Annotated in this window: 20 protein-coding genes; 8 read left to right on the forward strand and 12 right to left on the reverse strand. The window is 64.4% G+C overall.

Going from position 1 to position 22,461, the window contains the following annotated elements; all coding sequences use genetic code 11:
- Positions 1-4 precede the first annotated feature (4 nt).
- The 6 genes from XH93_RS29750 to XH93_RS29775 all read right to left on the reverse strand — a co-directional run bounded on the left by XH93_RS29750 (position 5) and on the right by XH93_RS29775 (position 5,988).
- The gene (locus XH93_RS29750) at positions 5-1,204 is read right to left on the reverse strand and encodes a CaiB/BaiF CoA-transferase family protein (RefSeq protein WP_194470208.1); all 1,200 of its coding nucleotides are present in this window, start codon (positions 1,202-1,204) and stop codon (positions 5-7) included.
- 33 nt (positions 1,205-1,237) lie between these two features.
- The gene (locus tag XH93_RS29755; RefSeq protein ID WP_194470209.1) at positions 1,238-1,954 is read right to left on the reverse strand and encodes an ABC transporter ATP-binding protein; all 717 of its coding nucleotides are present in this window, start codon (positions 1,952-1,954) and stop codon (positions 1,238-1,240) included.
- Complete coding sequence (locus tag XH93_RS29760) at positions 1,951-2,709, reverse strand: ABC transporter ATP-binding protein (protein ID WP_139863157.1); 759 nt, start codon at positions 2,707-2,709, stop codon at positions 1,951-1,953. The genes XH93_RS29755 and XH93_RS29760 overlap by 4 nt, the downstream gene beginning before the upstream one ends.
- Before the next feature lie 2 nt (positions 2,710-2,711).
- A complete protein-coding gene (locus tag XH93_RS29765) occupies positions 2,712-3,731 on the reverse strand; it encodes a branched-chain amino acid ABC transporter permease (RefSeq protein WP_194470210.1) in 1,020 nt (339 codons plus the stop codon).
- The gene (locus tag XH93_RS29770; RefSeq protein WP_139485474.1) at positions 3,728-4,630 is read right to left on the reverse strand and encodes a branched-chain amino acid ABC transporter permease; all 903 of its coding nucleotides are present in this window, start codon (positions 4,628-4,630) and stop codon (positions 3,728-3,730) included. Before XH93_RS29770 ends, XH93_RS29765 begins: the two co-directional genes overlap by 4 nt.
- Positions 4,631-4,728: 98 nt before the next feature.
- The gene (locus tag XH93_RS29775; RefSeq protein ID WP_194470211.1) at positions 4,729-5,988 is read right to left on the reverse strand and encodes an ABC transporter substrate-binding protein; all 1,260 of its coding nucleotides are present in this window, start codon (positions 5,986-5,988) and stop codon (positions 4,729-4,731) included.
- A gap of 170 nt (positions 5,989-6,158) precedes the next feature.
- Between XH93_RS29775 and XH93_RS29780 the strand changes: the two genes are divergently transcribed.
- From XH93_RS29780 to XH93_RS29805, 6 genes are all read left to right on the forward strand, one after another.
- On the forward strand, positions 6,159-7,655 hold the full coding sequence (locus XH93_RS29780; protein WP_194470212.1) for an AMP-binding protein: 1,497 nt from the start codon (positions 6,159-6,161) through the stop codon (positions 7,653-7,655).
- Complete coding sequence (locus XH93_RS29785; RefSeq protein WP_194470213.1) at positions 7,652-8,302, forward strand: TetR/AcrR family transcriptional regulator; 651 nt, start codon at positions 7,652-7,654, stop codon at positions 8,300-8,302. The genes XH93_RS29780 and XH93_RS29785 overlap by 4 nt, the downstream gene beginning before the upstream one ends.
- Positions 8,292-9,065: an SDR family NAD(P)-dependent oxidoreductase gene (locus XH93_RS29790; RefSeq protein WP_194470214.1), complete on the forward strand. Its 774-nt coding sequence runs from the start codon at positions 8,292-8,294 to the stop codon at positions 9,063-9,065. The genes XH93_RS29785 and XH93_RS29790 overlap by 11 nt, the downstream gene beginning before the upstream one ends.
- 9 nt (positions 9,066-9,074) lie before the next feature.
- Positions 9,075-10,997 (forward strand): NAD(P)/FAD-dependent oxidoreductase, encoded by a 1,923-nt coding sequence (locus XH93_RS29795; protein WP_194470215.1) that lies wholly within the window; start codon positions 9,075-9,077, stop codon positions 10,995-10,997.
- A 502-nt stretch (positions 10,998-11,499) separates the two neighbouring features.
- Positions 11,500-12,162 carry a 2-hydroxychromene-2-carboxylate isomerase gene (locus tag XH93_RS29800; protein ID WP_194470216.1) on the forward strand — a complete coding sequence of 221 codons (663 nt, stop codon included), beginning with the start codon at positions 11,500-11,502 and terminating at the stop codon, positions 12,160-12,162.
- 169 nt (positions 12,163-12,331) lie between these two features.
- The gene (locus tag XH93_RS29805; protein WP_139863149.1) at positions 12,332-13,126 is read left to right on the forward strand and encodes a class II aldolase/adducin family protein; all 795 of its coding nucleotides are present in this window, start codon (positions 12,332-12,334) and stop codon (positions 13,124-13,126) included.
- An 823-nt stretch (positions 13,127-13,949) separates the two neighbouring features.
- On the opposite strand, the gene XH93_RS29810 is transcribed toward XH93_RS29805, so the two are convergent.
- Positions 13,950-15,092, reverse strand: a complete 1,143-nt coding sequence (locus XH93_RS29810; RefSeq protein WP_194470217.1) for an epoxide hydrolase family protein — start codon at positions 15,090-15,092, stop codon at positions 13,950-13,952.
- A 132-nt stretch (positions 15,093-15,224) separates the two neighbouring features.
- Here XH93_RS29810 and XH93_RS29815 point away from each other — a divergent pair, with 132 nt between their 5' ends.
- A complete protein-coding gene (locus XH93_RS29815; RefSeq protein WP_194470218.1) occupies positions 15,225-15,791 on the forward strand; it encodes a hypothetical protein in 567 nt (188 codons plus the stop codon).
- A gap of 15 nt (positions 15,792-15,806) precedes the next feature.
- Here the strand turns inward: XH93_RS29815 and XH93_RS29820 are convergent, their stop codons facing one another.
- From XH93_RS29820 to xoxF5, 5 genes are all read right to left on the reverse strand, one after another.
- Positions 15,807-16,760 (reverse strand): hypothetical protein, encoded by a 954-nt coding sequence (locus tag XH93_RS29820; RefSeq protein ID WP_194470219.1) that lies wholly within the window; start codon positions 16,758-16,760, stop codon positions 15,807-15,809.
- Between the two features lie 132 nt (positions 16,761-16,892).
- On the reverse strand, positions 16,893-17,456 hold the full coding sequence (gfa, locus tag XH93_RS29825; RefSeq protein ID WP_139485463.1) for an S-(hydroxymethyl)glutathione synthase: 564 nt from the start codon (positions 17,454-17,456) through the stop codon (positions 16,893-16,895).
- Positions 17,457-17,489: 33 nt separating this feature from the next.
- Positions 17,490-18,599: an S-(hydroxymethyl)glutathione dehydrogenase/class III alcohol dehydrogenase gene (locus tag XH93_RS29830; protein WP_139485462.1), complete on the reverse strand. Its 1,110-nt coding sequence runs from the start codon at positions 18,597-18,599 to the stop codon at positions 17,490-17,492.
- A gap of 49 nt (positions 18,600-18,648) precedes the next feature.
- Entirely contained in the window at positions 18,649-19,131 is a 483-nt protein-coding gene (locus tag XH93_RS29835) for a c-type cytochrome, methanol metabolism-related (RefSeq protein ID WP_172628302.1), read from the reverse strand.
- Positions 19,132-19,255: 124 nt separating this feature from the next.
- Entirely contained in the window at positions 19,256-21,064 is a 1,809-nt protein-coding gene (gene xoxF5 / locus XH93_RS29840) for a lanthanide-dependent methanol dehydrogenase XoxF5 (RefSeq protein WP_139485461.1), read from the reverse strand.
- A gap of 416 nt (positions 21,065-21,480) precedes the next feature.
- Between xoxF5 and XH93_RS29845 the strand changes: the two genes are divergently transcribed.
- On the forward strand, positions 21,481-22,452 hold the full coding sequence (locus XH93_RS29845) for a helix-turn-helix domain-containing protein (RefSeq protein ID WP_139485460.1): 972 nt from the start codon (positions 21,481-21,483) through the stop codon (positions 22,450-22,452).
- Positions 22,453-22,461: the final 9 nt, after the last annotated feature.

Raw genomic sequence — 22,461 nt, forward strand, 5'->3', positions numbered from 1 at the left:
CCCGCTATCCCTTGGCTTGCCGCACGGCGCCGGACTGCAGCAGGCCGTCGATCTCCGCTGCAGCAAAGCCGGCCTCCGCGAGCACCGCCCGGCTATCCTGCCCGACATCCGGCGCGGGACACAGCCGATCCTCGGACAGGCTCGCGATCCCGGGCGTCCGCGGCGTGTAGACTGCGCCGACACCGGGCGTATCCTGGCACACCGACGCCCTGGTCGCCTCGACATGGGCATTGCGCAGCCATTCGCCGGGATCGAGGATCCGCTCGGCGATGATATCGGCGGCATGCAGCCGCGCCAGCCAAGCCTCGGTCGGCTGGGCCAAAAACACCTCGCGCAGCTGCGGGATCAGCGCGTCGGCTGCATCGGCCCGCCGTGCGAAATCGGCGAAGCGCGGATCGCTGGCAAGGTCCTCGCGCCCGATCGCAGCGCAGAGGCGCTTGTACTGCGGCTCGTTCACCAGCGTCACCATCATCCAGCCGTCCTGCGTCTGGTAGGTGCCGGCCGGCACGTTGAGCGCACGCGGCGCGCCGCCCTCGAGGATGAACTCCGCCACCTTGTGGCCGAGTAGCGCCGCTGTCGACTGGCAGAGATTGACGTCGATCCAGCGGCCAGTGCCGACCGTCGCACGCGCAAACAGCGTCGTCGCAATCGCCTGGAAGGCATAGACGCCGGTGACGACATCGGAGATCGTGGTGCCGACCCGGTGCGGCACGCCGTCGGTGCCGACATTGATCGAGACCAGCCCGGAAAAGGCCTGCGCGACCGAATCCGATCCCGGCCGTTTCGCATACGGCCCGCTCTGCCCAAACCCGCTGACGGAGAGATAGACCAGGCCGGGATTGTCGCGCGACAGGCTCTCGTAGCCAAGCCCGAGCCGCTCAGCGACGCCCGGCCGGAATCCCTCGATCAGCACGTCGGCCTCTCTCGCGAGCCGCTGCGCGACCGCAATGCCGTCCTTGTGCTTCATGTCGAGACACAGGCTGCGCTTGCCGCGGTTATAGACCGCCGACAAGGTCGTGTGATTGCCGTAGGTGGTGCCGAGGTAGCGCGACCAGTCGCCCTCCGGCGGCTCGACCTTGATGACGTCGGCGCCATAGACCCCGAGCAGCATCGCGCAATAGGGCGAGGCGATCCCCTGCCCGAAATCGAGCACCTTCAGGCCCCGATACGGCGCCTCATGCGTCGGCGTCAGTCTGCCCGCCATTCGTCCTCCCGTCTGCGAAGAGCCCTCCGGAACTCACAGCGCCAGGTAGCGCTGCCGGATGTTGTCGTTGGCCTTCAGCTCTTCGATGGAGGATGTGTAGACGATCTGGCCCTTGTCGATAACCGTCGCGTGGCTCGCAAGGCCAAGGCAAAAATGCATGTTCTGCTCGGCGATCAGGACCGTGGCACCGGTGCCGCGAAGCTGCCGCAGCAGCTCGCCAATGCGCTGCACGATGATCGGCGCCAGCCCCTCGCTCGGCTCGTCGAGCAGCAGCAGCGCAGGATTGCCCATCAGCGTGCGGGCGATCGCCAGCATCTGCTGCTCGCCGCCGGACAGCCGGCCGGCGATCCGGTTGCGCAACGGCTCCAGCAGCGGAAACACGTCGTAGACGCGGCGGATCGACCATTCATCCTCGCCATCAGGCCCCTTCTTCTGGCCGATCACGAGATTGTCCTCGACGGTGTGCTCGGGAAAGATCTGCCGGTCCTCCGGCACGAAGCCGAGCCCGGCGCGGGCGATGCGATGCGGCTTCATCCCCGACACCTGCCGGCCGCGCAAGGTCACCTTGCCGCGTCGCGCCGGCGCCAGTCCCATGATGGCCTTCATGGTGGTCGACTTGCCGGCGCCGTTGCGGCCGAGCAGCGCCATGGTCTCGCCCTGCCGCACCGAGAGACCGACGCCGAACAGGATCTGGCTGGTGCCGTAGTAGACGTCGAGATCCTCGACCTGCACCACCGGCTGCGCGCTCATGCCACCGCTCCCGCATGATCCTCGCTGCCGAGATAGGCCTCGATGACGGCATCGTTCTTGCGGATCGCGTCCGGCGTGCCGGTCGCCAGGATCCGGCCGTAGCACAGCACCACGATCTTCGGCGCGATCTTGAACACGATGTCCATGTCGTGCTCGATGAACACCACCGTGATCTTCTGCGTCTCCCAGAGCTCGCGCACCTTGTCGATCATGCGCCAGCGCTCTTCGGTGCCCATGCCCGCGGTCGGCTCGTCCAGCAGCAGCACCTTGGGATCGAGCACCAGCGCGAGCGCGATGTCGAGCAGCTTCTGGTCGCCGTGGGACAAGGTCGCGGCGGTCCGGTTGCGCTTGTTGGCAAGCCCGAGCAGCTCCATCGCATGTTCGGCGCGGTCGCGCGTTTCCGCCAGCGGAAAACGGCGATGCATCACACCGGCGCGGCGCTGATCGGCGCACACCGTGGCCAGCATCGTCTCCTCCACCGTCAGCGACGGAAAAATGCTTGCGACCTGGAAGGCGCGACCGATGCCATGGCGGACGATCTCCGGCGGCGTCTTGCCCGCCAGGTCGGCACCGTTGAGCAGGATCTGGCCGGCGTCCGGCTTCAACGCGCCCGTGATCAGATTGAAGAACGTGCTCTTGCCCGCGCCGTTGGGACCGATCACGGCGGTGAGCGAACCGTCGGCGAAGTCGAGCGAGACATCGTCGGTCGCCTTGACGCCGCCAAAGGATTTTGAAAGTCCGCGGATCTCCAGCATGGCTAACCGCCCGCCTTCTCGCGCCGTTGCGCGATCCACTCGACGACGAAATCCATCAGGCCTTTCCGAAGGCCGATGGCAAAGAACAGGATCACGATGCCGAGCACGATGCCGTGATACTCGGTCAGGCGGGTCACGGTGTCGTTGAGGATCAGCAGCAGCACCGTGCCGACCATCGGCCCGAGGAAGGTTGTGACGCCGCCGAGCATGTTGATAAAGATGCCCTCGCCCGAGATCGTCCAGTAGGCGAATTCCGGATAGGCGCCGGAGACGAACAGCGCCATGATCATGCCGCCGGTCGAGGCGAACAGCGCCGCCAGCACGAAGATTGTCAGCTTCGCCCGCCACACGTTGATGCCGATAAAACTCGCCCGCGTGGCGTTGTCGCGGATCATGCGCAGCGTGTAGCCGAACGGCGATTGCGCGATCTGGCGCATCAGCAGCAGCCCGATCACCAGCAGCGCGCAGCTCATGATGTAGAGATGCAGATGGTTCGAGAGGTCGATGCCGAGGAACGGCGGCCGCGGAATGCCGCCGCGCAGGCCCTGGTCGCCGCCGGTCAGCGACTGCCACGACAGGATGGTGGAGTGGATCAGCATCTGGAACGCCAGCGTGACGAAGGCGAAGTAGATTTCCTTCAGCCGCACGCAGATCGCGCCGATCACGACGGAGACGACAAAAGTGATCGCCAGCGTGGCGACGAAGGCCACCGGGATCGCCACGCCGGTCTTCTGCATCATGAGGCCGAAGCCATAGGCGCCGAGGCCGAAGAACATGCCGTGGCCGAACGAGATCAATCCGGTGTAGCCGACCAAAAGGTTGAGCGAGGTTGCGAACAGGCCGTAGGCGGCACAGCGGATCACGAAATCGAGCAGTTGCTTGCTGCCGAACAGCATCGGCAGCAGCGCGAGCACGATGAAGGCGGCGAGTGCGATCAGGACGTCGCGATAGCGCTGCGGCCTGGCGTCGATCCGGGGCACCTTGAGGGGTTGCGCACCCTGCCCGGCCTGCAGCTCGGTCATGCGACCTCCTTGCCGAACAGGCCGGTCGGGCGCGATACCAGCACGATCACCATGAACAGATACATCAGGCCTTCGGTGAACAGCGGGAAGCCGAGCGAGCCGAAGGAGCGGATCAGGCCGATCAGGAGCGCGCCGATCAGCGCGCCGAGGATCGAGCCCATGCCGCCGATCACGGTGACGATGAAGGACTCGATCAGCACCGAGAAGCCCATGCCCGGCGTCAGCGAGCGCACCGGCGCCGCCAGCGCGCCCGCCAGCCCCGCCAGCATGCCGCCGAGCGCGAACACGCCGCCATAGATCAGCCCGGTGTTGATGCCGAGCGCGGAGACCATGCCGGGATTATGCGCGGCGGCGCGGATCACCTTGCCGATCCGCGAGCGCGCCAGCCCCAGCCCGAGGATCACGGCGGCGACCAGCGCCACGCCGATCAGCAGCAGGTAATACGGCGGCACCACGCCGCCGGCGATGAACAGCGGCGGCACCTGGAACGCCGCCGGCATGCCCATCGACTTGAACTCCGGCCCCCAGATCATGCGGACGACGTCATCGAAGATCAGCACGAAAGCGTAGCACACCAGGAGCTGCATCAGCACGTCGGCGCCGTAGACCCGGCTCATGAAGGCGCGCTCGAAGATCAGGCCGAGCAGCGCGGTGCCGGCGGCGCCGCACAGCATCGCCAGCGCGAAGCTGCCGGTGAGCTGGTAGGCGGTCATCGCAAAATAGGCGCCGAACATGTAGAAGGCGCCGTGGCTGAAATTGACCACCTTGAGCACGCCGAAGATCAAGGTCAGTCCGACAGCGACCAGAAACAGCAGCATGCCGATGATGAGGCCGCTGGTGGTTTGCGTCACTAGGCAGGCGGGACTGGTGAGACAGCCGGCGAGCGCGTCGAGGTCCACGAGAGATCATCCACTCCAGCGAGCCGCGATTTTCGGCGCGCAACAAACAGTATGCGACGGGCGGAAAGCGGCAGGCGCCGCCTCACGCCGTCGACGGATCAGGTGTAGCCTTTGCTCTTCTTCCACTCGGCTTCGAGCTCGAAGATGGTCTTCCAGTCGCCGGCCTTGACGTCGGGCACGTAGGGCTCCTGCGGGATCGTGGTGCCCCAGCCGATCGCGTAGCCGACCAGCGTGCGGTCCTCGGCGCGCATGGTGACGGTGCCGTCGGCACCGAACGGACATTTGATGGTCAACCCGGTCAGGGCCTCCGCGATCTTCTTGCCGTCGGTCGAGTTGGCCTTCTTCACGGCCGCGTCGAGGAACATCACCGCGGTCGCGTTCTGCCACGACCAGTTGGTCGGATACTCGCTGTACTTCGCTTTGTAGGCATCGCCCCAGGCGGCATTCTCCGGCGTCGCCGGGAACGTCTTGATGTAGCGGTCGCCGGAGTGGATGCCCTTCGGCAGATTCTTCACCACGGTGAGCGCGGTGTAGTCGGCCATGTTGACCGCGAACACCTCCATCTGGCTGAACATCGCGTAGATGTTGGCCTGATCGATGTAGGAGGTGAGATCGCCGCCCCACAGGCAGGAATACAGCGCCTGCGGTTTCGCCTGCAGGATCTTGGTCACCACCTCGGTGTAGTCGGGCTGGAACAGCTTTGGCCAGGACTCGCTGATGATCTCGACATCGGGCGCGAACTTCTTCAGGTACAGCACGAACTCGGCGGTGGTGTCGCGGCCATAGGCGTAATCAGGCGAACAGGTCGCCCACTTCTTCAGGCCCTTGGTCTTCGAGATCTGCGCCGCATAGCTGGCGCCGACGATCGAGTCATGAATGCCCTGGCGGACGCAGCGAAATGCGTTCGGAATGTGCTGCTTGGGATCGGCCGTCAGCGACGACGCTTCCGAACAGGTGTGGATACAGAGCACGCCGAGGTCACGCGCCACCTCGTGGACGGCGAACGATCCAGACGACGCCTCGCCGTCGAACAGCAGCTCGCAGCCGTCGGTGTTGACGAGCTCGCGCGCGATGCGCGCGGCTTCCTGCGGCTGTCCCTTGGAATCGCGGATCACCATCTCGATCTGCCGGCCGGCGAGGCCGCCTGCAGCGTTGATCTTCTCGACCTCCAGCATCACCCCGTTGCGCGAGGAGGTGCCGAGCTGAGCGACGCGGCCCGACAGAATGGTCGGCATGCCGACCTTGATGGTCTTGGCCTGCGCGCGCGCCACCCATGGCGCGGCAACGTTCACGGCGCCTGCGCCCATCAGCGCGAGAGTCGCGCGCCGGCTGATGCCCGGTTTACGGGTTCTCGTCATTTTCCTCTCCCTGTCGGATTCGCGTTCCCAAATCCCTCTCGGAGATCGTGCCGTCTCCGTGCCCACAATGTTTTCAGAGCAAGGGGGGTGACGTCAAGCCAAAGATGAATTACGAGTCATAATTCATCCAGGGAGGAGACGGCGCCGGAAACCGGCCCGATGGGCGGCGAATGATCAATCTCTCCAGCTTCATCGCGTTTCACGGCAGGCGGACCCCGGACCGCTGTGCGCTGAAATATCGCGGCGAAGACATCTCCTATGCGGATTTCGACCTGCGGATCCGGCAGGCCGGCGGCTGGCTCGCCGGACAAGGCATCGGTCCCGGCGATGTCGTCGCCGTCCTGATGAAAAACAGCACGGCCTTTCTCGAACTGGTGTTCGCGACCAGCCACATCGGCGCGGTGTTTTTGCCGATCAACTACCGCCTGTCGGCGGACGAGGTCGGCTACATCGTCGGCAATTCCGGCGCGCGGCTGCTGATCGCCGACGAGGAGTTTGCGGAGATCGTGGCCGGCGGCGCGCCGACGGTGCTGCTCGACGAGGTCGCGCAATCCGGCGTCACCAATCTGGCGCCCGATATCGCGCGCGCGCCGATGCATGTGCGCCAGCCGCGCGACCTGATGCGGCTGATGTACACCTCGGGCACCACCGATCGCCCCAAGGGCGTGATGCTCAGCTACGAGAACATCTACTGGAAGTCCGCCGACCAGACGCTGGTGCTCGGGCTCAGCGCCGATACCCGATTGCTCGTCGTCGGCCCGCTCTATCACGTCGGCGCGCTCGACCTGCCCGGCATCGCCGTGCTCTGGCACGGCGGCATGCTGTGCATTCATCGCAGCTTCGAAGCCGAGCCGGCGCTCGCCGCAATCGAACGCGAGAAGCTGAACGCCGCATGGTTTGCGCCTGTGATGACCACGGCCCTCCTGACCTGCCCGAACCGCGAACGCTACGACGTCTCCAGCCTGCAATGGGCGATCGGCGGCGGCGAGAAGACGCCGGAGGTCCGCATCCGCGCCTTCTCGGAGTATTTTCGCAACGCGCGCTACATCGATGCCTACGGCCTCACCGAAAGCTGCGGCGGCGACACTTTCATGGAGGCTGGCCGGGAGATCGAGAAGATCGGCTCGACCGGCCGCGCCATCGCCCATGTCGAGATCGAAATCCGCGACGAGGCCGGCAAGCGCCTGCCCGCCGGGCAGAACGGCGAGATCTGCTTGCGCGGCCCGAAGCTGACGCAGGGCTACTGGAACGATCCGGAGAAGACCGCATCCGCGTTCTTCGGCGACTGGTTCCGCACCGGCGATATCGGCTATCTCGACGCCGACGGCTTTCTGTATCTGACCGACCGCAAGAAGGACATGATCGTCTCGGGCGGCGAGAACATCGCCTCCTCCGAGGTCGAGCGCGTGATCTACGAAATGCCTGATGTGCGCGAGGTCGCGGTGATCGGCCTCCCGGACCCGCGCTGGGGCGAGAAGCCGGTCGCCGTCGTGGTGCCGGCGAACGGCGCGAGGCTCGATCTGCAACAGCTGACCGATCATTGCCGCACCCGCCTCGCCGGCTTCAAGGTGCCGAAACAGTTGATCATCCGCGACAGCCTGCCGCGCAATCCGTCCGGCAAGGTGCTGAAGCGCGTGCTCCGCGCTGAACTCGAGGCGACGACATGACGCAAGCGACATCCGCCAAGGTCACGAAACTCAACCGGGTCGAGCGCAACGCCTGGACCAAGCAGAAGATTTTTGACGCGGCGACCAAGATGGTCGGCAAATACGGCTACGCCGAAGCCTCGGTCGCTCGCATCACCGAAGCGGCCGGCGTCGCGCAGGGCACCTTCTACAATCATTTCGAGAACCGCCAGGAACTGCTCGACCAGCTGCTGCCGAAGATCGGCCTCGACATGGTCCGCTTCATCCGCGCGCGCACCGGCACCGCGGATGCCGCGCGCCAGGAGATCGCGCGCTTCGGCGCCTTCTTCGATTTCATCCGCGAGGTGCCGGAGTTCTTGCGCATTCTCAACGAAGCCGAGTTCTTCGCGCCGATCGGCTACCAGAAGCACCTCGACAACATCTCGAGCGCCTATGTTCGCATCCTGCGCCGTGCCCGCACCGCCGGCGCCATCACCGATTACAGCGACGACGAGTTCGAGGCGATTGTCCATGTGCTGATGGGGGCGCGCGGCTATCTCAGCCGCCGCTACTCCTACTCCGAGCAGGGAGTCACCGCCGTGCCGGACCATGTCATCTCGGCCTACCGGAAGCTGATCACCCGCGGCCTGTTCGGCGCCGGTCACAAGGATACCTCCCATGAGCGCTGACGGCACCATTCTCGTCACCGGCGGCAGCCGCGGCATTGGCGCGGCGACGGCATCGCTGCTCGCCGATCAGGGCCACCGCGTCGTGATCGTCGATATCGCGCCAGAACCCTTGGCCGGAACCAATGCGATCCTGTGGCCGGCGCCGTTCGACGTCACGAGCGAAGCCGCCGTCGTCACCGGTGTCGCCGACATCGAGAAGGCGCACGGTCCGATCACGGGTCTCGTTAACGCCGCCGGCGTGTTCGGCAAGATGCATCCGATCGAGCGGGTGCGGATGGAGCAATGGGACCGCGAGGTCAACATCGACCTGCGCGGCACCTTCCTGGTCGCGCGCAGCGTCGGCGTCGCCATGGCGAAGCGGCGGCATGGCGCCATCGTCAACGTCGCCTCGGTGGCCGGCATGACGTCCGGACCGATCCACGCCTACACCGCGGCGAAGGCCGGCGTCATCCAGATCACCCAGACGCTGGCCGCCGAATGGGGCCGCGCCGGCGTCCGCGTCAATGCGGTGTCGCCCGGCTTCACCCGCACGGCGATGCTCGAGGCCGGCATCGCCTCGGGCGCGCTCGACAAGGAGTTGCTCGCGCGGCCGACCGCGATGAACCGGCTGGTCGAGCCGGTGGAAGTGGCGCAGGCGATCGCCTGGCTGCTGTCGCCACTGAGCAGCGGCGTCACCGGCATCAACCTGCCGGTTGATGCCGGCTACATCGCCGGCACCAGTTGGGCCGCCTATGGCGGCCTGCCGGATGCACCAGCAGACTGAGGACCCCGCATGAACATCGAGCTCTCGCGCAAGCCCCTCGATCTGGCCTCCGCCATCGCGGAAGGCGACATCCGCGTGCTGTTGATGGTGCTGGTGCACATGACCGGCGACGAGAAGTGGCTCGAGCCGCCCTACAAGCCGAAGCGCGACGTTCGCCTGATCCCGGATCCCGACGCCGGCGTGCCGAAGGAGATCCAGAACGAGGTCCGCGCCGCGGTCCTCAACCTGTTTGCCAACGGCCGGCCTGCACCCGTCATCACCGATCCCGGCGACGAGCTGATGCTGCGGATGATGCGCGCGACGCTGGGCGAGCCTGTCGCGCCGGAATATGCGCCGCTGATGCGCGAGGAGATGGGTTTTATCCCGCGCGAGGCGCGCTGGCACGCGCGTCCCTCCGGCGAGACCCTGGCGCAGCAGCATGTGCTGATCGTCGGCGCCGGCGTCTGTGCCATCGCGCTCGCCGTTGCGCTCGGGCGGCTCGGCATCCCCTATACGATCGTCGAGAAGAACGACGAGATCGGCGGCACCTGGTACGTCAACCGCTACCCCGGCTGCGGCGTCGACACCCCGAACCATTCCTATTCCTTCTCCTTCGGCGCCCGCAATCCGTGGACGCGCTATTTTGCGCAGCGCCAGGAACTGCTGGACTATCTGCTCAAGGTCGTGCGGGAGCACGACATTCGCAAGAATGTTCGCCTCAACACCGAGCTGATCGCCTCGCGCTGGGACGAGGGCAAGCGGCGCTGGATCTCGACCCTCAGGACGAAGAGCGGCCAGGAGACTTTTGAATCAACCGCGCTGGTCAGCGCCATCGGCCAGCTCAACGACCCCTTGCCTGCCCGCTTCAAGGGAGATGAAGAGTTCGCCGGCCTGAAGCTGCATTCGGCGCTGTGGTCCGACGACATCAAGCTCGACGGCAAACATGTCGCTGTGATCGGCACCGGCGCGACCGCGATGCAGCTGGTGCCTGCGATCGCCGATCGCGTCGCCTCGGTCACCGTCTACCAGCGCACCGCGCAGTGGGCGCGGCCGGTGAAGGGCTATTCCGACCCGATCACCGAAGGCGCGCAATGGCTGCTCGCGCATTTGCCGTTCTATGTGCAGTGGTACCGCTTCAACATGTTCTGGCGCTACGGCGACGGCCTGCTGCCGTTCCTGCGCAAGGACCCGGCCTGGCCGCATCCGGACCGCGCCGTCAACAAGGGCAACGACCGGCATCGCCAGGAGCTCACCGACTTCATCTTGTCGGAGCTGAAGGACCGTCCCGACCTGATCGAGAAATGCGTACCGACCTATCCGCCCTACGGCAAGCGCATCCTGCTCGACAACAACTGGTTCAGGACGCTGACCCGGCCGAATGTCGAGCTGGTCACCGATCCGATCGACCGCTTCGCGCCGGAAGGAATCGTCACCGCCGACGGCAAGCTGCGGTCGCACGACGTCATCGTGATCTCGACCGGCTTCAAGGTCACCGAGATGGCGGCGCGGCTCAACATCACCGGGCGCGACGGCAAGAACCTGAAGCAGGTCTGGCGCGACGACAATCCGACCGCCTATCTCGGCCTCACCGTGCCGGACTTTCCCAACCTGTTCGTGATGCTCGGGCCGAACTCGGGGCCCGCGCATGGCGGCAGCGTGATCTTCCAGTCGGAATGCCAGAGCCGCTACATCTCCGCCTGCCTGGTCGCGATGATCGAGAACGATATCGCCGCGATCGATGTGCATCGTGACGCGCACGATGAGTACATCAGCCGGGTCGATGCCGAGCATGAGCAGTTGATCTGGACGCATCCGGGGATGACGACCTATTACCGCAACAAGCGCGGCCGCGTGTTCTCGGCGATGCCGTGGCGCTTCGTCGACTACTGGAGAATGACGCACGATCCTGATTTCAGCCACTATCGCCAGACCAGGGCCGGACAGGAACGCTGACCTGAATCGGCCTTTCGGTAACTTGACAGACCGCGATATCTGCCGCAGCATTTCGACGACTGCACCTGTTGGGGTGAAGGAGCGCAGCTCCCCGCATCGCAGGAATTGACGGGCGATTATGTCGTCGACCGCCACGCAGAAAAAGCGGACAGATGTCCGTCGGCCCACCCTTGGAGAGGAGCATGACGCCACCGGCGAAAGCCAGCGACCTTGCTCAACGGCAAGGTCACGGTGCACGTTGAGGCGAACAGCAGCTGCTAGCCGCGTGTACTGCCGACAATCTGACCATATCCGCAGGACAGGAGCGCAAAGGCCACGCGCTCTCAGGTCCCGAAACACCACTGGTGTGTACCAGATATCCTTCGCTAAAACGAAGTAGCAGGGCCCCGCTGATGCTTGAATGCACCGGGGCCCATTCGTTTGCCCGCCATCTGCTCATCGTCGCATCGTTGCGTCACCGCTCCGGATCGGAAACAATCGTCCGGCCAGGTGAGGAATGACGATGGAAAAGCCGATTGTACGCATCTACACCGACTACAAGAGCCCTTACGCCTTCGTTGCCAACAAGCGGCTGTTCGAGCTCGAAGACCACGGTGTCGCGTTGGAATGGCTGCCCTACACCCTGCGCATTCCCGAATTCATGGGCACGGTCGAGGAACGCACGCCGCATTTCTGGCGCAAGGTGCGCTACCTCTATATGGACGCGCGGCGCTTCGCCAACGCGCAGGGGCTCACTATGAAGGGCCCGCGCCGGATCTATGATGCATTCTATTCAAGCGCCGGCATGCTGTTCGCGCAGCGCCACGGGCTGTTCCGTCCCTATCACGACACGGTGTTCCGCCGGTTCTGGAACCACGAGCTCGAGATCGACGAGCTGTCGGAAATCTCCGGCGTGATTTCGTCGATCGGCGGCTCCGCCGACGACTTCGAGGCCTATGTGCACGGCTCGGCCCGCGCCGAGCACGACCGCATCATCGACGAGGCCGAGGCGCTCGGCGTGTTCGGCGTGCCCAGCATGGTGTTCAACGGCGAATTGTTCTGGGGCGGCGACCGCATCGACATGCTGATCGAGCGGATCAAGCATCCCGAGACGATCGCGGCCGCGCTCGGCAGCCGGCACCGGAAGGAGGCGCCGACGCATGCGCCGGCCCGTCCCGGATCCTGACATCGGACCGGCCGCGCGGCCAATGTCGCATTCCGATTTTGCCCGCCAGACCCGCAAATAAGCCGACACCGCGCGCGTTGCCGTCCTGCGGTTTCTGCTATCTTGCGCGCCACGAGCCGGCCTTCGACCGGTAGACATCATCCCGGAAAGCACGCCAGGAAAGCACGTCATGAATCCTCCCGTCAGCTCGCCCGCGATCAAGGTCGTCAAATCCGTTCGCGAACAGGTGAGCGCGGAGGAGTGGCAGGCCCGCGTCGATCTCGCCGCTTGCTATCGCCTCACGGCGATGTACGGCATGACCGAGATGATCGCGAACCACATCTCCTGCCGCGTGCCGGGCACCACCGACCAGTTCCTGATCAATGCCTACGGCATGCTCTACGAGGAAATCGACGCCTCCTCGCTGATCAAGGTCGACGTCGCCGGCAACACGCTGCTCAATGCCTCCGACTACGACGTCAACGTCGCCGGCTTCGTCATTCACAGCGCCATCCACATGGCCAAGCACGACATCGACTGCGTCGCGCACACCCACACGCCGGCCGGCATGGCGGTCTCGGCGATGGAATGCGGCCTGCTGCCGATCGCGCAGACCTCGATGCGCTTCCTGCACATCGCCTATCACGATTTTGAAGGCATCGCCGACAATGTCGACGAGCGCGAGCGCCTGGTGCGCGACCTCGGCGACAACGAGGCGATGATCTTGCGCAACCATGGCTTGCTGGTCGTCGGCCAAACCGTGCCGGCCGCCTTCAACGTGCTGTTTCGGCTCGAGCGCGCCTGCCAGACCCAGGTGATGGCCTTGTCGTGCAACACCAAGCTGATCTACCCGCCGCAAAGCATCCTCGAAGACACCTACGAGCGGATGCTGCCAAAACCCGGCCGCGCCGCCCGCAACGGCGAACTCGCTTGGCCCGCGCTGCTGCGCAAGCTCGATCGCGCCGATCCGTCGTATCGGAATTGAGCGGGGACGCCGCGCACAATGACGGCGTCGTCCCGGCGAAGGCCGGGACGACACCGAGCGCGTCGCGCCGCTGTTGATTCCGTCATCCCCGCGCAAAGGCTTCGCCTTTGTCGCTGGAGGCGCGAGCGCTTGCGAGCCTCGAAGGATCGACGGCCACCAGCCGGGCCGATTCATCCTTCGAGGTCGCCAAGCGGCGCAAGCGCGCTGCAAGGCTCGCACCTCAGGAGACGGGTAGTATGATTCACGCTCGCTGCGCTCCACCGATCCTACGCGCCTCACCGCGATCGGTGCCGAGAGCCGTGTTGCGGAGCAGCGCCAGGCATTTCCTCATAAGCCCGGTTGGGCCCGAACCAGGGAGCCGCGCCGCCGGGCCGTTCGAGGCCCATTCTGCCTGCCGGCGTTAGCTCGCAATCGTTCAACACACTCCTGTCGGGATATTGTGCATCAAACGACGCCGGATTATCCGTCGCCCAGGTCGGGCACTGAGCACTTGCAGAGCTAATCACGCCAATCGACATCATCGCTGCAACAAGCGAAGTCTTGAATCCAATCATCGTCGTACTCTGAACGGTTCGTGTTTTGGCGCGGACCAGGCGCGCGCCATCGCTGCTCCGTTGAGAGCGCTTCCTCTGAATTTCGTTGGACAATGGTTAGGTAGGTATGCGCGCGAGATAAGACACGCTGTGAAAAATCACGGCTGCGCGAACGGCAGGTCGGGACCCTCACCATCGCGTGACCCGTATTTCCGTATGTCGGAAGTCGGGTCGCACATCCGCAAAAGCCGCCCCGGCATCGGTTGCCGAGCGCGGCTCGCGATGCGCGGTTAGCGCAGCGTCCGGAAGAACTTGCGCACGTCGCCGACGAACAGTTCGGGTTGCTCGAACGCGGAGAAATGGCCGCCCTTCGGCATCTCGCTCCAGTGCTGGATGTTGCTGAAGCTCGCTTCCATCCATTTGCGCACCGGGGTGACGATCTCCTTGGGGAAGACCGCGACGCCGGTCGGCACGCTCACCTGGTGCACGGTGCGCTTCTTCGCTCCAAAGCTTTCCCAGTACAGCCGCGCCGACGACGCAGCCGTCGCGGTGACCCAGTACAGCATGACGTTGTCGAGCAGCTCGTCGCGGCTGAGGATGTTTTCCGGATGGCCGTCGCAATCGGTCCAGGCCCAGAACTTTTCCAAAATCCAGGCCGCCTGCCCGCTTGGCGAATCCGTCAGGCCGTAACCCAGCGTCTGCGGCCGGGTCGATTGTTGCTTGGAATAGCCGGAGTCCCAGTCGGCATAGTATTTGATGCCGTTGAGCGCCCGCGTCTCCTCCGGCGTCGGCTGGCCCTCGACATTGGGCCGGGTCGACATCGCCAGCGTGATGTGGATGCCACCGCAGTGCGCGGCGTCGAGCCCGCCGATCGCGGTGGTGACCGCCGAACCCCAATCGCCGCCTTGCGCGAAATAGCTGCCATAGCCGAGCCGCGCCATCAGCACGGCCCAGGCGCGCGCGATGCGGTCGACGCCCCAGCCTGTCGTGACCGGCTTTGCGGAGAAGCCAAAGCCCGGCAACGACGGGCACACCACATGGAACGCGTCGGCCGTGCTGCCGCCATGCGCGGTCGGGTCGGTCAGCGGCTCGATCACCTTGTGGAATTCGACCACCGATCCCGGCCAGCCATGGGTGATGATCAGCGGCCTGGCTTCCGGATGTTTCGAGCGGACATGGATGAAATGGATGTCGAGCCCATCGATCTCGGTGGTGAACTGCGCAAAACGGTTGAGCTGCGCCTCGCGCTTGCGCCAGTCGTAGTCCTCGGCCCAGTAGCGGCAGACGTCCTGGATCCATTGCAGCGGCGCGCCCTGGCTCCAGTCGTCGACCAGCTCGGCCTCGGGCCAGCGCGTCCGGCGCAGCCGGGTGCGGAGATCGTCGAGGACATCATCGGTGACGGCGATACGGAACGGGTTGATGACGGCGGTCATGGCATCTCCCTCGGCGCGGAACGTGCCTAAGATAGACACGGACCATCGATCGATCAAATCCACTGCCTGCACGCCCCCTGCACGACAAAACGCAAACTCTGCACAGTCGCTGCTGCGCCGCTGCAAGCCAGGGTGCCACAACAGTTCGGCATGAATCGCGGAGCGGCGGAAGCGTCGGAGCCACCGGATATCGGCTGCGATGCTTGCGTTCAGCCGAACCGGCCGATCGATACGGAATCGAAGGAGCACGCTGTGATCTTCTCACTGACCAACGACCCGCATGACCTTCTGTTGAAACTGGCGCTGCCGCCGATCGTCGCGTTCCTGGCCGGATGGATCATCATCAGCGCATGGGCGAACAGACAGGATGCCGAAGCGACAGGATTCTCACCGGCGGTCGCGTCCGCCTTCTTCACCCCTGCAATCTTCGTCACCTATCTGCTGTTTCCGCTTCAGTTCTTCACGATGAGCAGTTCGTCCGCTGTCTTGACCATCGTTCTCATCCCCACCTTTTGCGGCCTGCTTTTCGCGCCGACATTCTTTCTGTTGCTGCCGTTCGGCATCAAGTCGCTTGCCAGGGTGCAAGAGCAGATGCCGGCATTCTCAGGCGGGCTGCTCTTCACCGTATTTGCAAGCTGGCTGATCACGCAGGCGGGTTGGCTTGTTTTCCTGGTCTACGCGCTGGCGCACGCCCTGTGATCCGCGGGCGGCAGACTATTTGCCGAGCGCCGTCTCCAGCAGCGTCTGCGCCTGCCTGGTCGCCTCGGCGAACGCCGGCTGTTGCGGCGCGCGCTCGGTAAAGCAGCGCTTGAAGGCGTCCTCGCCCTGCTGGCGCAGGTCGCCGAGCTTGTCATAGGCCTTGCGGGTCATCTGCTTGCGCTCGAGCTTCTCGGCGGCCTCATCCGCCTTCTTGTTGAACTCGGCACGGATCGCGGAGCAGGCCGGCACCTGCACGGTCGGCGCGAGTTCGCCATAGGCGATGTACATTTTACCGCCGGCGAGCGCTGCGACGAACACTTCATCAGCGGCGTCGGGGAAGGAATCCTGGGTGCGGCCGCCGAGGAAGCCGTAAGTCACGGTGGCCGACGCCGGCTTGGCGATCGGCAGCTCGTGGAAATTGATCACGGCGGCATCGGTCGAGATCGCCTGGGTGTAGAGGCCCTCGAACCTCAAGGCAGCATCGACCTGCTGCGGGACGTTCTTGCTGCCCTTGTCCCACCAGGTCTTGTGTCCGCTCAGCCAGCGCGTAAACAGGGTTTCGGTGGTGACGATGATGTGGGCTTTCGGCTCGACAAAGCTGCCGTCGGGGCGCTTCTCGCCAATTTTTCCGGCGTCCCTGCCGGTGTCGGCATCGAAGCGCAGCCCGTCGAGCAGGCCGACCCCCATATCGCCTTTATATAGAGTGTCGAGATTGAGCTGGGCCGGGGCAAAGCCCGGACGGGCGGGCTCGGGCAGGATGGCGGTCAGCTGCGCCTTGAGCTCGTCGCGGGCCGCGGCTTCCGCCTTGTCGACGGCGTCGCCGGTCTTGCCGTCCTTCTCCAGCTTGGCGAATTTGGCGATCGCAGCGTCGCGCGTGGCGATGTAGCGGTCCTCCGGCGACGCCGCATTGGCGTGCGACAGAGCCAGCATCGGGGCAGCAACGAGGGCAAAGCGGGTGAACAAATGCATGCCCTGTGGTCGTCCGCAGGGCATGCAAGGTTCAAGGTCACGGGGTAGTTCATTGCAGGCATCCAGCGCCGGCAGCGGCTCGCCGGCCGGCGCTGGGATCTCGTCAGGGCTGAGCCCGTCAGGCGGCCTCGATCAAGCCGCTTTGGACTTCGCCACGTGGGTGGCAATCGCATCCATCAGCGGCGGTGACAGGCAGTCATAGGGTTCAAGCCCAAGCTCCTTCAGGCGCGACCTGATCCCGGCCATGTCGGCCGGCTTGACGCCGGACTCGATCACCGACGAGACGAACGCGGCAAAGCCAGGCGCCGCCGAGCCGGACTCCTGGAACAGCTCGGGATGGATGAAATCGAGGCCGTAGAACGGATGGCCCTTGTTCTCGATCCGGCCGTACATATGCGTGCCGCAGCCGGTGCAGGCATGACGCTGGATCACCGCGGCGGCATCCACGATCTTCAGCTTGTCGCCGTTCTCCAGCACGGTGACGTTCTCGCGTGGCACTACCGCGACCACCGAGAAGATTGCGCCCGAGGGCTTCCAGCACTTGGTGCAGCCGCAGGCGTGGTTGTGGGCGACGTCGCCCTTGATGCCGACCTTGACCGGTTTGCTTGCACATTTGCAAACCAGCGTGCCGCCGGCGAAGCTGCCGGAGCCCTGTTTGACGCCGTTGTCGACCGATGGGTGGATATGAACAGTCATGGATCTATCCTCCTAGTGCTTGGTGTTTTGATTTCAGAATACGACGACCGAGCGGATCGATTTACCCTCGTGCATTAGATCGAAGCCCTTGTTGATCTCCTCGAGCTTCAGCACGTGGGTGATCATCGGATCGATCTGGATCTTGCCGTTCATGTACCAGTCGACGATCTTCGGCACGTCGGTGCGGCCGCGCGCGCCGCCGAAGGCGGTGCCCTTCCAGACCCGGCCGGTGACGAGCTGGAACGGCCGGGTTGCGATCTCCTTGCCGGATTCTGCAACGCCGATCACGACCGAGACGCCCCAGCCGCGATGGCAGGCTTCCAGCGCCTGGCGCATCACATTGGTGTTGCCGGTGCAGTCGAAGGTGTAGTCGGCACCGCCGTCGGTTAGGCCGACCAGATGCTGCACGATGTCGCCGCCGACCTTGGTCGGGTTGACGAAGTGCGTCATGCCGAACTGCTTGCCCCAGGCTTCCTTGGAGTCGTTGATGTCGACGCCGATGATCTTGTCGGCGCCGACCATCTTGGCGCCCTGGATCACGTTCAGCCCGATGCCGCCGAGGCCGAACACCACGACGTTGGCGCCCGGCGTCACCTTGGCGGTGTTGACCACCGCGCCGACGCCGGTGGTGACGCCGCAGCCGATGTAGCAGCTCTTGTCGAACGGCGCGTCCTCGCGGATCTTCGCCACCGCGATTTCGGGCAGCACGGTGAAGTTCGAGAAGGTCGAGCAGCCCATGTAGTGATAGACCGGCTTGCCCTTGTAGCTGAAGCGCGAGGTGCCGTCGGGCATCACGCCCTTGCCCTGGGTGGCGCGGATCGCGGTGCAGAGATTGGTCTTTTGGCTCAGGCAGCTTTTGCACTGGCGGCATTCGGGCGTGTAGAGCGGAATCACGTGATCGCCCGGCTTGACCGAAGTCACGCCGGCGCCGACCTCGCGCACGATGCCGGCGCCCTCATGGCCGAGGATCGACGGGAAGATGCCTTCGCTGTCGAAGCCGTCGAGCGTGTAGGCGTCGGTGTGGCAGATGCCGGTCGCCTTGATCTCGACAAGGACCTCGCCGGCCTTGGGGCCTTCCAGATCCAGTTCGACGATTTCAAGCGGCTTCTTTGCCTCGAATGCGACTGCGGCGCGCGTTTTCATCTTGGTCTCCAAATCACGTTTCTAAAGTTGTCGTTCGCGCCGGACACGCTCACTTCTTGCTGTCGTTGCCCATGCAGGCGTCTTCCGCCTTGGTGTAGGCTTCCGACTTGTTTTCATGCTTTGCCGGCCGAACACGTCCAACCGCACCATTGGCGCGGGCGCGCAGGTAGACATAGAGGTCGTCCATGTAGCAGGCAACGTTCGGATTATCGCCGAACGCCGGCATCACGTTCTCCTGCGCCGTGTTGACGTTCTTGCGCCCGCTCGCGACCACGCCGAGGAAATCCCCGTAGCTCATCGTCTTCAGCGATTCCGTCAGCGCCGGAGCGTAGGTCGATCCCATCCCGTCGGGACCGTGACAGACGTGGCACTCCGAATGGTAACGGCGGTAACCGGAGTAGGCGTACCAGTCCGTCGTACCGTCGGGCGCGACCTTGAACGTCGGGTTGCCATCCTTGTCGAGATACTTGCCGTCTTCGGACTTGACGGCGGTCGGATCACCCGCGTCCTCCGCGAAAGCAACTCCTCCCATTGCCACGACAAAGATCGCAGCACTCACAAACCAGATCTTACGCAAGAGCCTTGTCCTCGTAGTAGAGTTTGAAGACGCACCGGCGCATGGAGGTCACCCCATGCGCCGGAACGAGGTGGTCAGCTCATTGCTGCGGCAGCGAGAACACGGTGAGCGTTCCGCCGAGCGCGGTGTAGTTGCTCAGCGCGGCATAACCGCCGACCGCGCCGAGACCTGCCGTCGGATCAGTCAGACCGGCCGCGAGGCCGATGCCTGCCCAACCGCCGACACCCGACAGCACTGCGACATACTGCTTGCCATTGTTCTCATAGGTCGTGACGTTGCCGATGATGCCGGACGGGGTCTTGAACTTGTAGAGCTCCTTACCCGTCTTGGCGTCGACAGCCTTCAGGTAGCCTTCCAGCGTGCCGTAGAACACGACGCCACCGGCGGTCGCGAGCGCACCCGACCAGACCGAGAACTGCTCCTTGTTCGACCACACGATCTTGCCGGTCTTGCCGTCCCAGGCGATGAAGTTGCCCATGTGGGTCTCGCCGGGAGGCGGATACATCGACAGCGTCGCGCCGACATAGGGCTGACCTGCGGTGTAGCTCACCTTGAACGGCTCATAGTCCATGCAGACGTGGTTGGTCGGCACGTAGAACAGCTGCGTGTCCGGCGAGTAGGCTGCCGGCTGCTCGTCCTTCGAACCGAGCGCCGCCGGGCAGATGCCCTTGACGTTGACGTCCTCACCCGCCTTGTCGGTCGACGCGGCATCGAGGACCTTCGGACGTCCGTAGGTCGGCGAGTCCTTCTTCATGTCGACGCCAGAGGTCCAGTTCACCTTCGGATCGTACTTTTCGGCGACCAGCAGCTCACCAGTGTTGCGGTCGAGCGTGTAGCCGAGGCCGTTGCGGTCGAAGTGGGTCAGGAGCTTGCGATCGGCGCCGCCGATCTGCTGATCGGTGAGGATCATCTCGTTGACGCCGTCATAGTCCCACTCGTCGTGCGGGGTCATCTGGTAGACCCACTTGGCCATGCCGGTGTCCGGATTGCGCGCGAAGATGGTCATCGACCACTTGTTGTCGCCCGGACGCTGCTTCGGATTCCAGGTCGAGGGGTTGCCCGAGCCGTAGTACATCAGGTCGAGCGAGGGATCGTAGGCCAGCCAGCCCCACGTGCAGCCGCCGCCGATCTTCCACTGGTCGCCCTGCCAGGTCTTGATGCTCGAGTCCTTGCCGATCGGCTTGCCGAGATCGGTGGTCTTGGCGGGATCGACCATGATCTGGTCATCCGGACCTTCGGAGAAGGCGCGCCACACCTGCTTGCCCGACTTGATGTCGTAGGCGGTAACGTGGCACTGCACGCCGAACTCGCCGCCGGAGATGCCGATCAGGACCTTGTCCTTGACCACCATCGGCGCCGAGGTGCCGGTCGAGCCCTTGCTGGGATCGCCGTTCTTGGTCTGCCACTCCACCTTGCCGGTCTTGGCGTCGAGCGCCACCAGCGTGGTGTCGGCCTGATGCAGGAAGATCTTGCCGTCGCCATAGGCCACACCACGGTTCACCGTGTCGCAGCACATCACCGGAATGACGTTCGGATCCTGCTTCGGCTCGTATTTCCAAATGATCTTGTTCTCGTTCGAAAGGTCAAGAGCATAGACCTTGTTGGGGAACGGGGTATGCACGTACATGACGTTGCCGACGATCAGCGGGCCGCCTTCGTGGCCGCGCAGCACGCCGGTCGAAAACGTCCAGGCGACCTGCAACTTTCCGACGTTCGAGGCGTTGATCTGATTCAGCTTCGAAAAGCGCGTATTGGCGTAGTCTCCGGTGGGCATGACCCAGTCTTTCGGGTTCTGCGCCATCTTGTGGAGTTCGTCATTGGCATTGGCAGCCCCGGCGGCGAACACCGCCATTGCCCCAAGACCGGTCGCGTAGAGCAACTTGCGCATCGTGGATTCCTCCCAGTTTAAGAGCTCAAGGGTTTCCGTCGAAACGGCCCACTTCTTCCATTTTGGTTCCTTAGCCCTACCCCCATTGGCCATGGCCGACTTGCCCAAAAGGGAAGAGCCGTTTGCTCGACAGCGAAACTCGGTAAGATTTTTCCTGTATCTCTTGCGTGCGCCCCCGGAAGGCTGCGCCATGCTGCAGAGCATCCAGTGCGCCGCGGCCGCCTTGGGGCCTCGCGCCCTTCAAGGTTGAGCTTGACGGCGCAAGAACTTAGACGGAGGATTGCCCGACATTGACCGGGAGGAAATCCCGCCGCCTTCCCTCGACCTCGCGAAAATCCGCGGGAAACGGCGCAATCTCGGGCCAGGCTTTGCGCGACGAACAGTCACGCTGGGGGATCGAATCGGTGGCTGAAAAGATGTCCGATACAGTCCATTCACTCAGCACGAACGGATTGACGCCCCGGCGGCAGATCCAGCGCTGGTCAGATGCGCTGACCGATCTGTGCGGTCAGTTCGACGTCGATCCGCTGGAAGGATCCTCGCTCGAGGGCCGGATCAATTTCACCACGGTCTCTCGGCTGAAGCTTTGCCAGATCGAGGCGAGCCAGCATCGGATCGCGCACACCGTCTCGCGCATCAAGCTGTCCGAGCACCCCTACATCAAGATCGTGTTCCAGACCCACGGCGTCTCGCATTTCGAGCAGGACGGCCGCCACTTCGACATCATGCCCGGCGACTGCTTCGCCTATGACGTGTCCTGCCCGCACACCATCATCAGCCCGTCGCTGACGCGCCACGAGGTGGTGATCGTGCCGAAGGACCTGTTGAAGGAGCGCGGCTTCCAGCTCTCCAAGATGGCGCCGTGCAAATTGTCGGCGCGCAACGGCACCGGCCGCATCGCCTACGACTTCGTGCATGCCGCGTTCGGCGAGGCGTCGAAACTGTCGCCGGTGAATGCGGTTGGCGTCGCCGATTCGCTGATCGACCTGTTGCTGCTGCCGCTGCGCGAGACCGGCGCGATGTTCGATCGCGGCAGCGCCGAGGCCACCTATGTGCGCGCGCAGGGCTATATTCGCGAGCACCTGCGCGACCCCGATCTCTGCATCGACCGGATCTCGGCGGCGCTCGGCTGCTCGAAGCGCTACCTGCACATGCTGTTCAGCGATCGCGGCATGACGGTCAGCGACTACATCTGGAAGGCCCGGCTGCAGCATTGCCGGGCCGAGCTGGAAAGCCAGAACGGCAAGACCATCACCGACGTCGCGTTCTCCTGGGGCTTTTCCAGCTCCTCGCATTTCAGCCGCGTGTTCCGCAAATATTTCGGCATCGCGCCGTCGTCTGTGCACAAGGCCCAGCACGGCATCGCGGTGGACGTGGTGCTGGAATAGCGCCTGCGC

This window comes from Bradyrhizobium sp. CCBAU 51753, assembly GCF_015291565.1.
GTDB lineage: Bacteria > Pseudomonadota > Alphaproteobacteria > Rhizobiales > Xanthobacteraceae > Bradyrhizobium > Bradyrhizobium ivorense.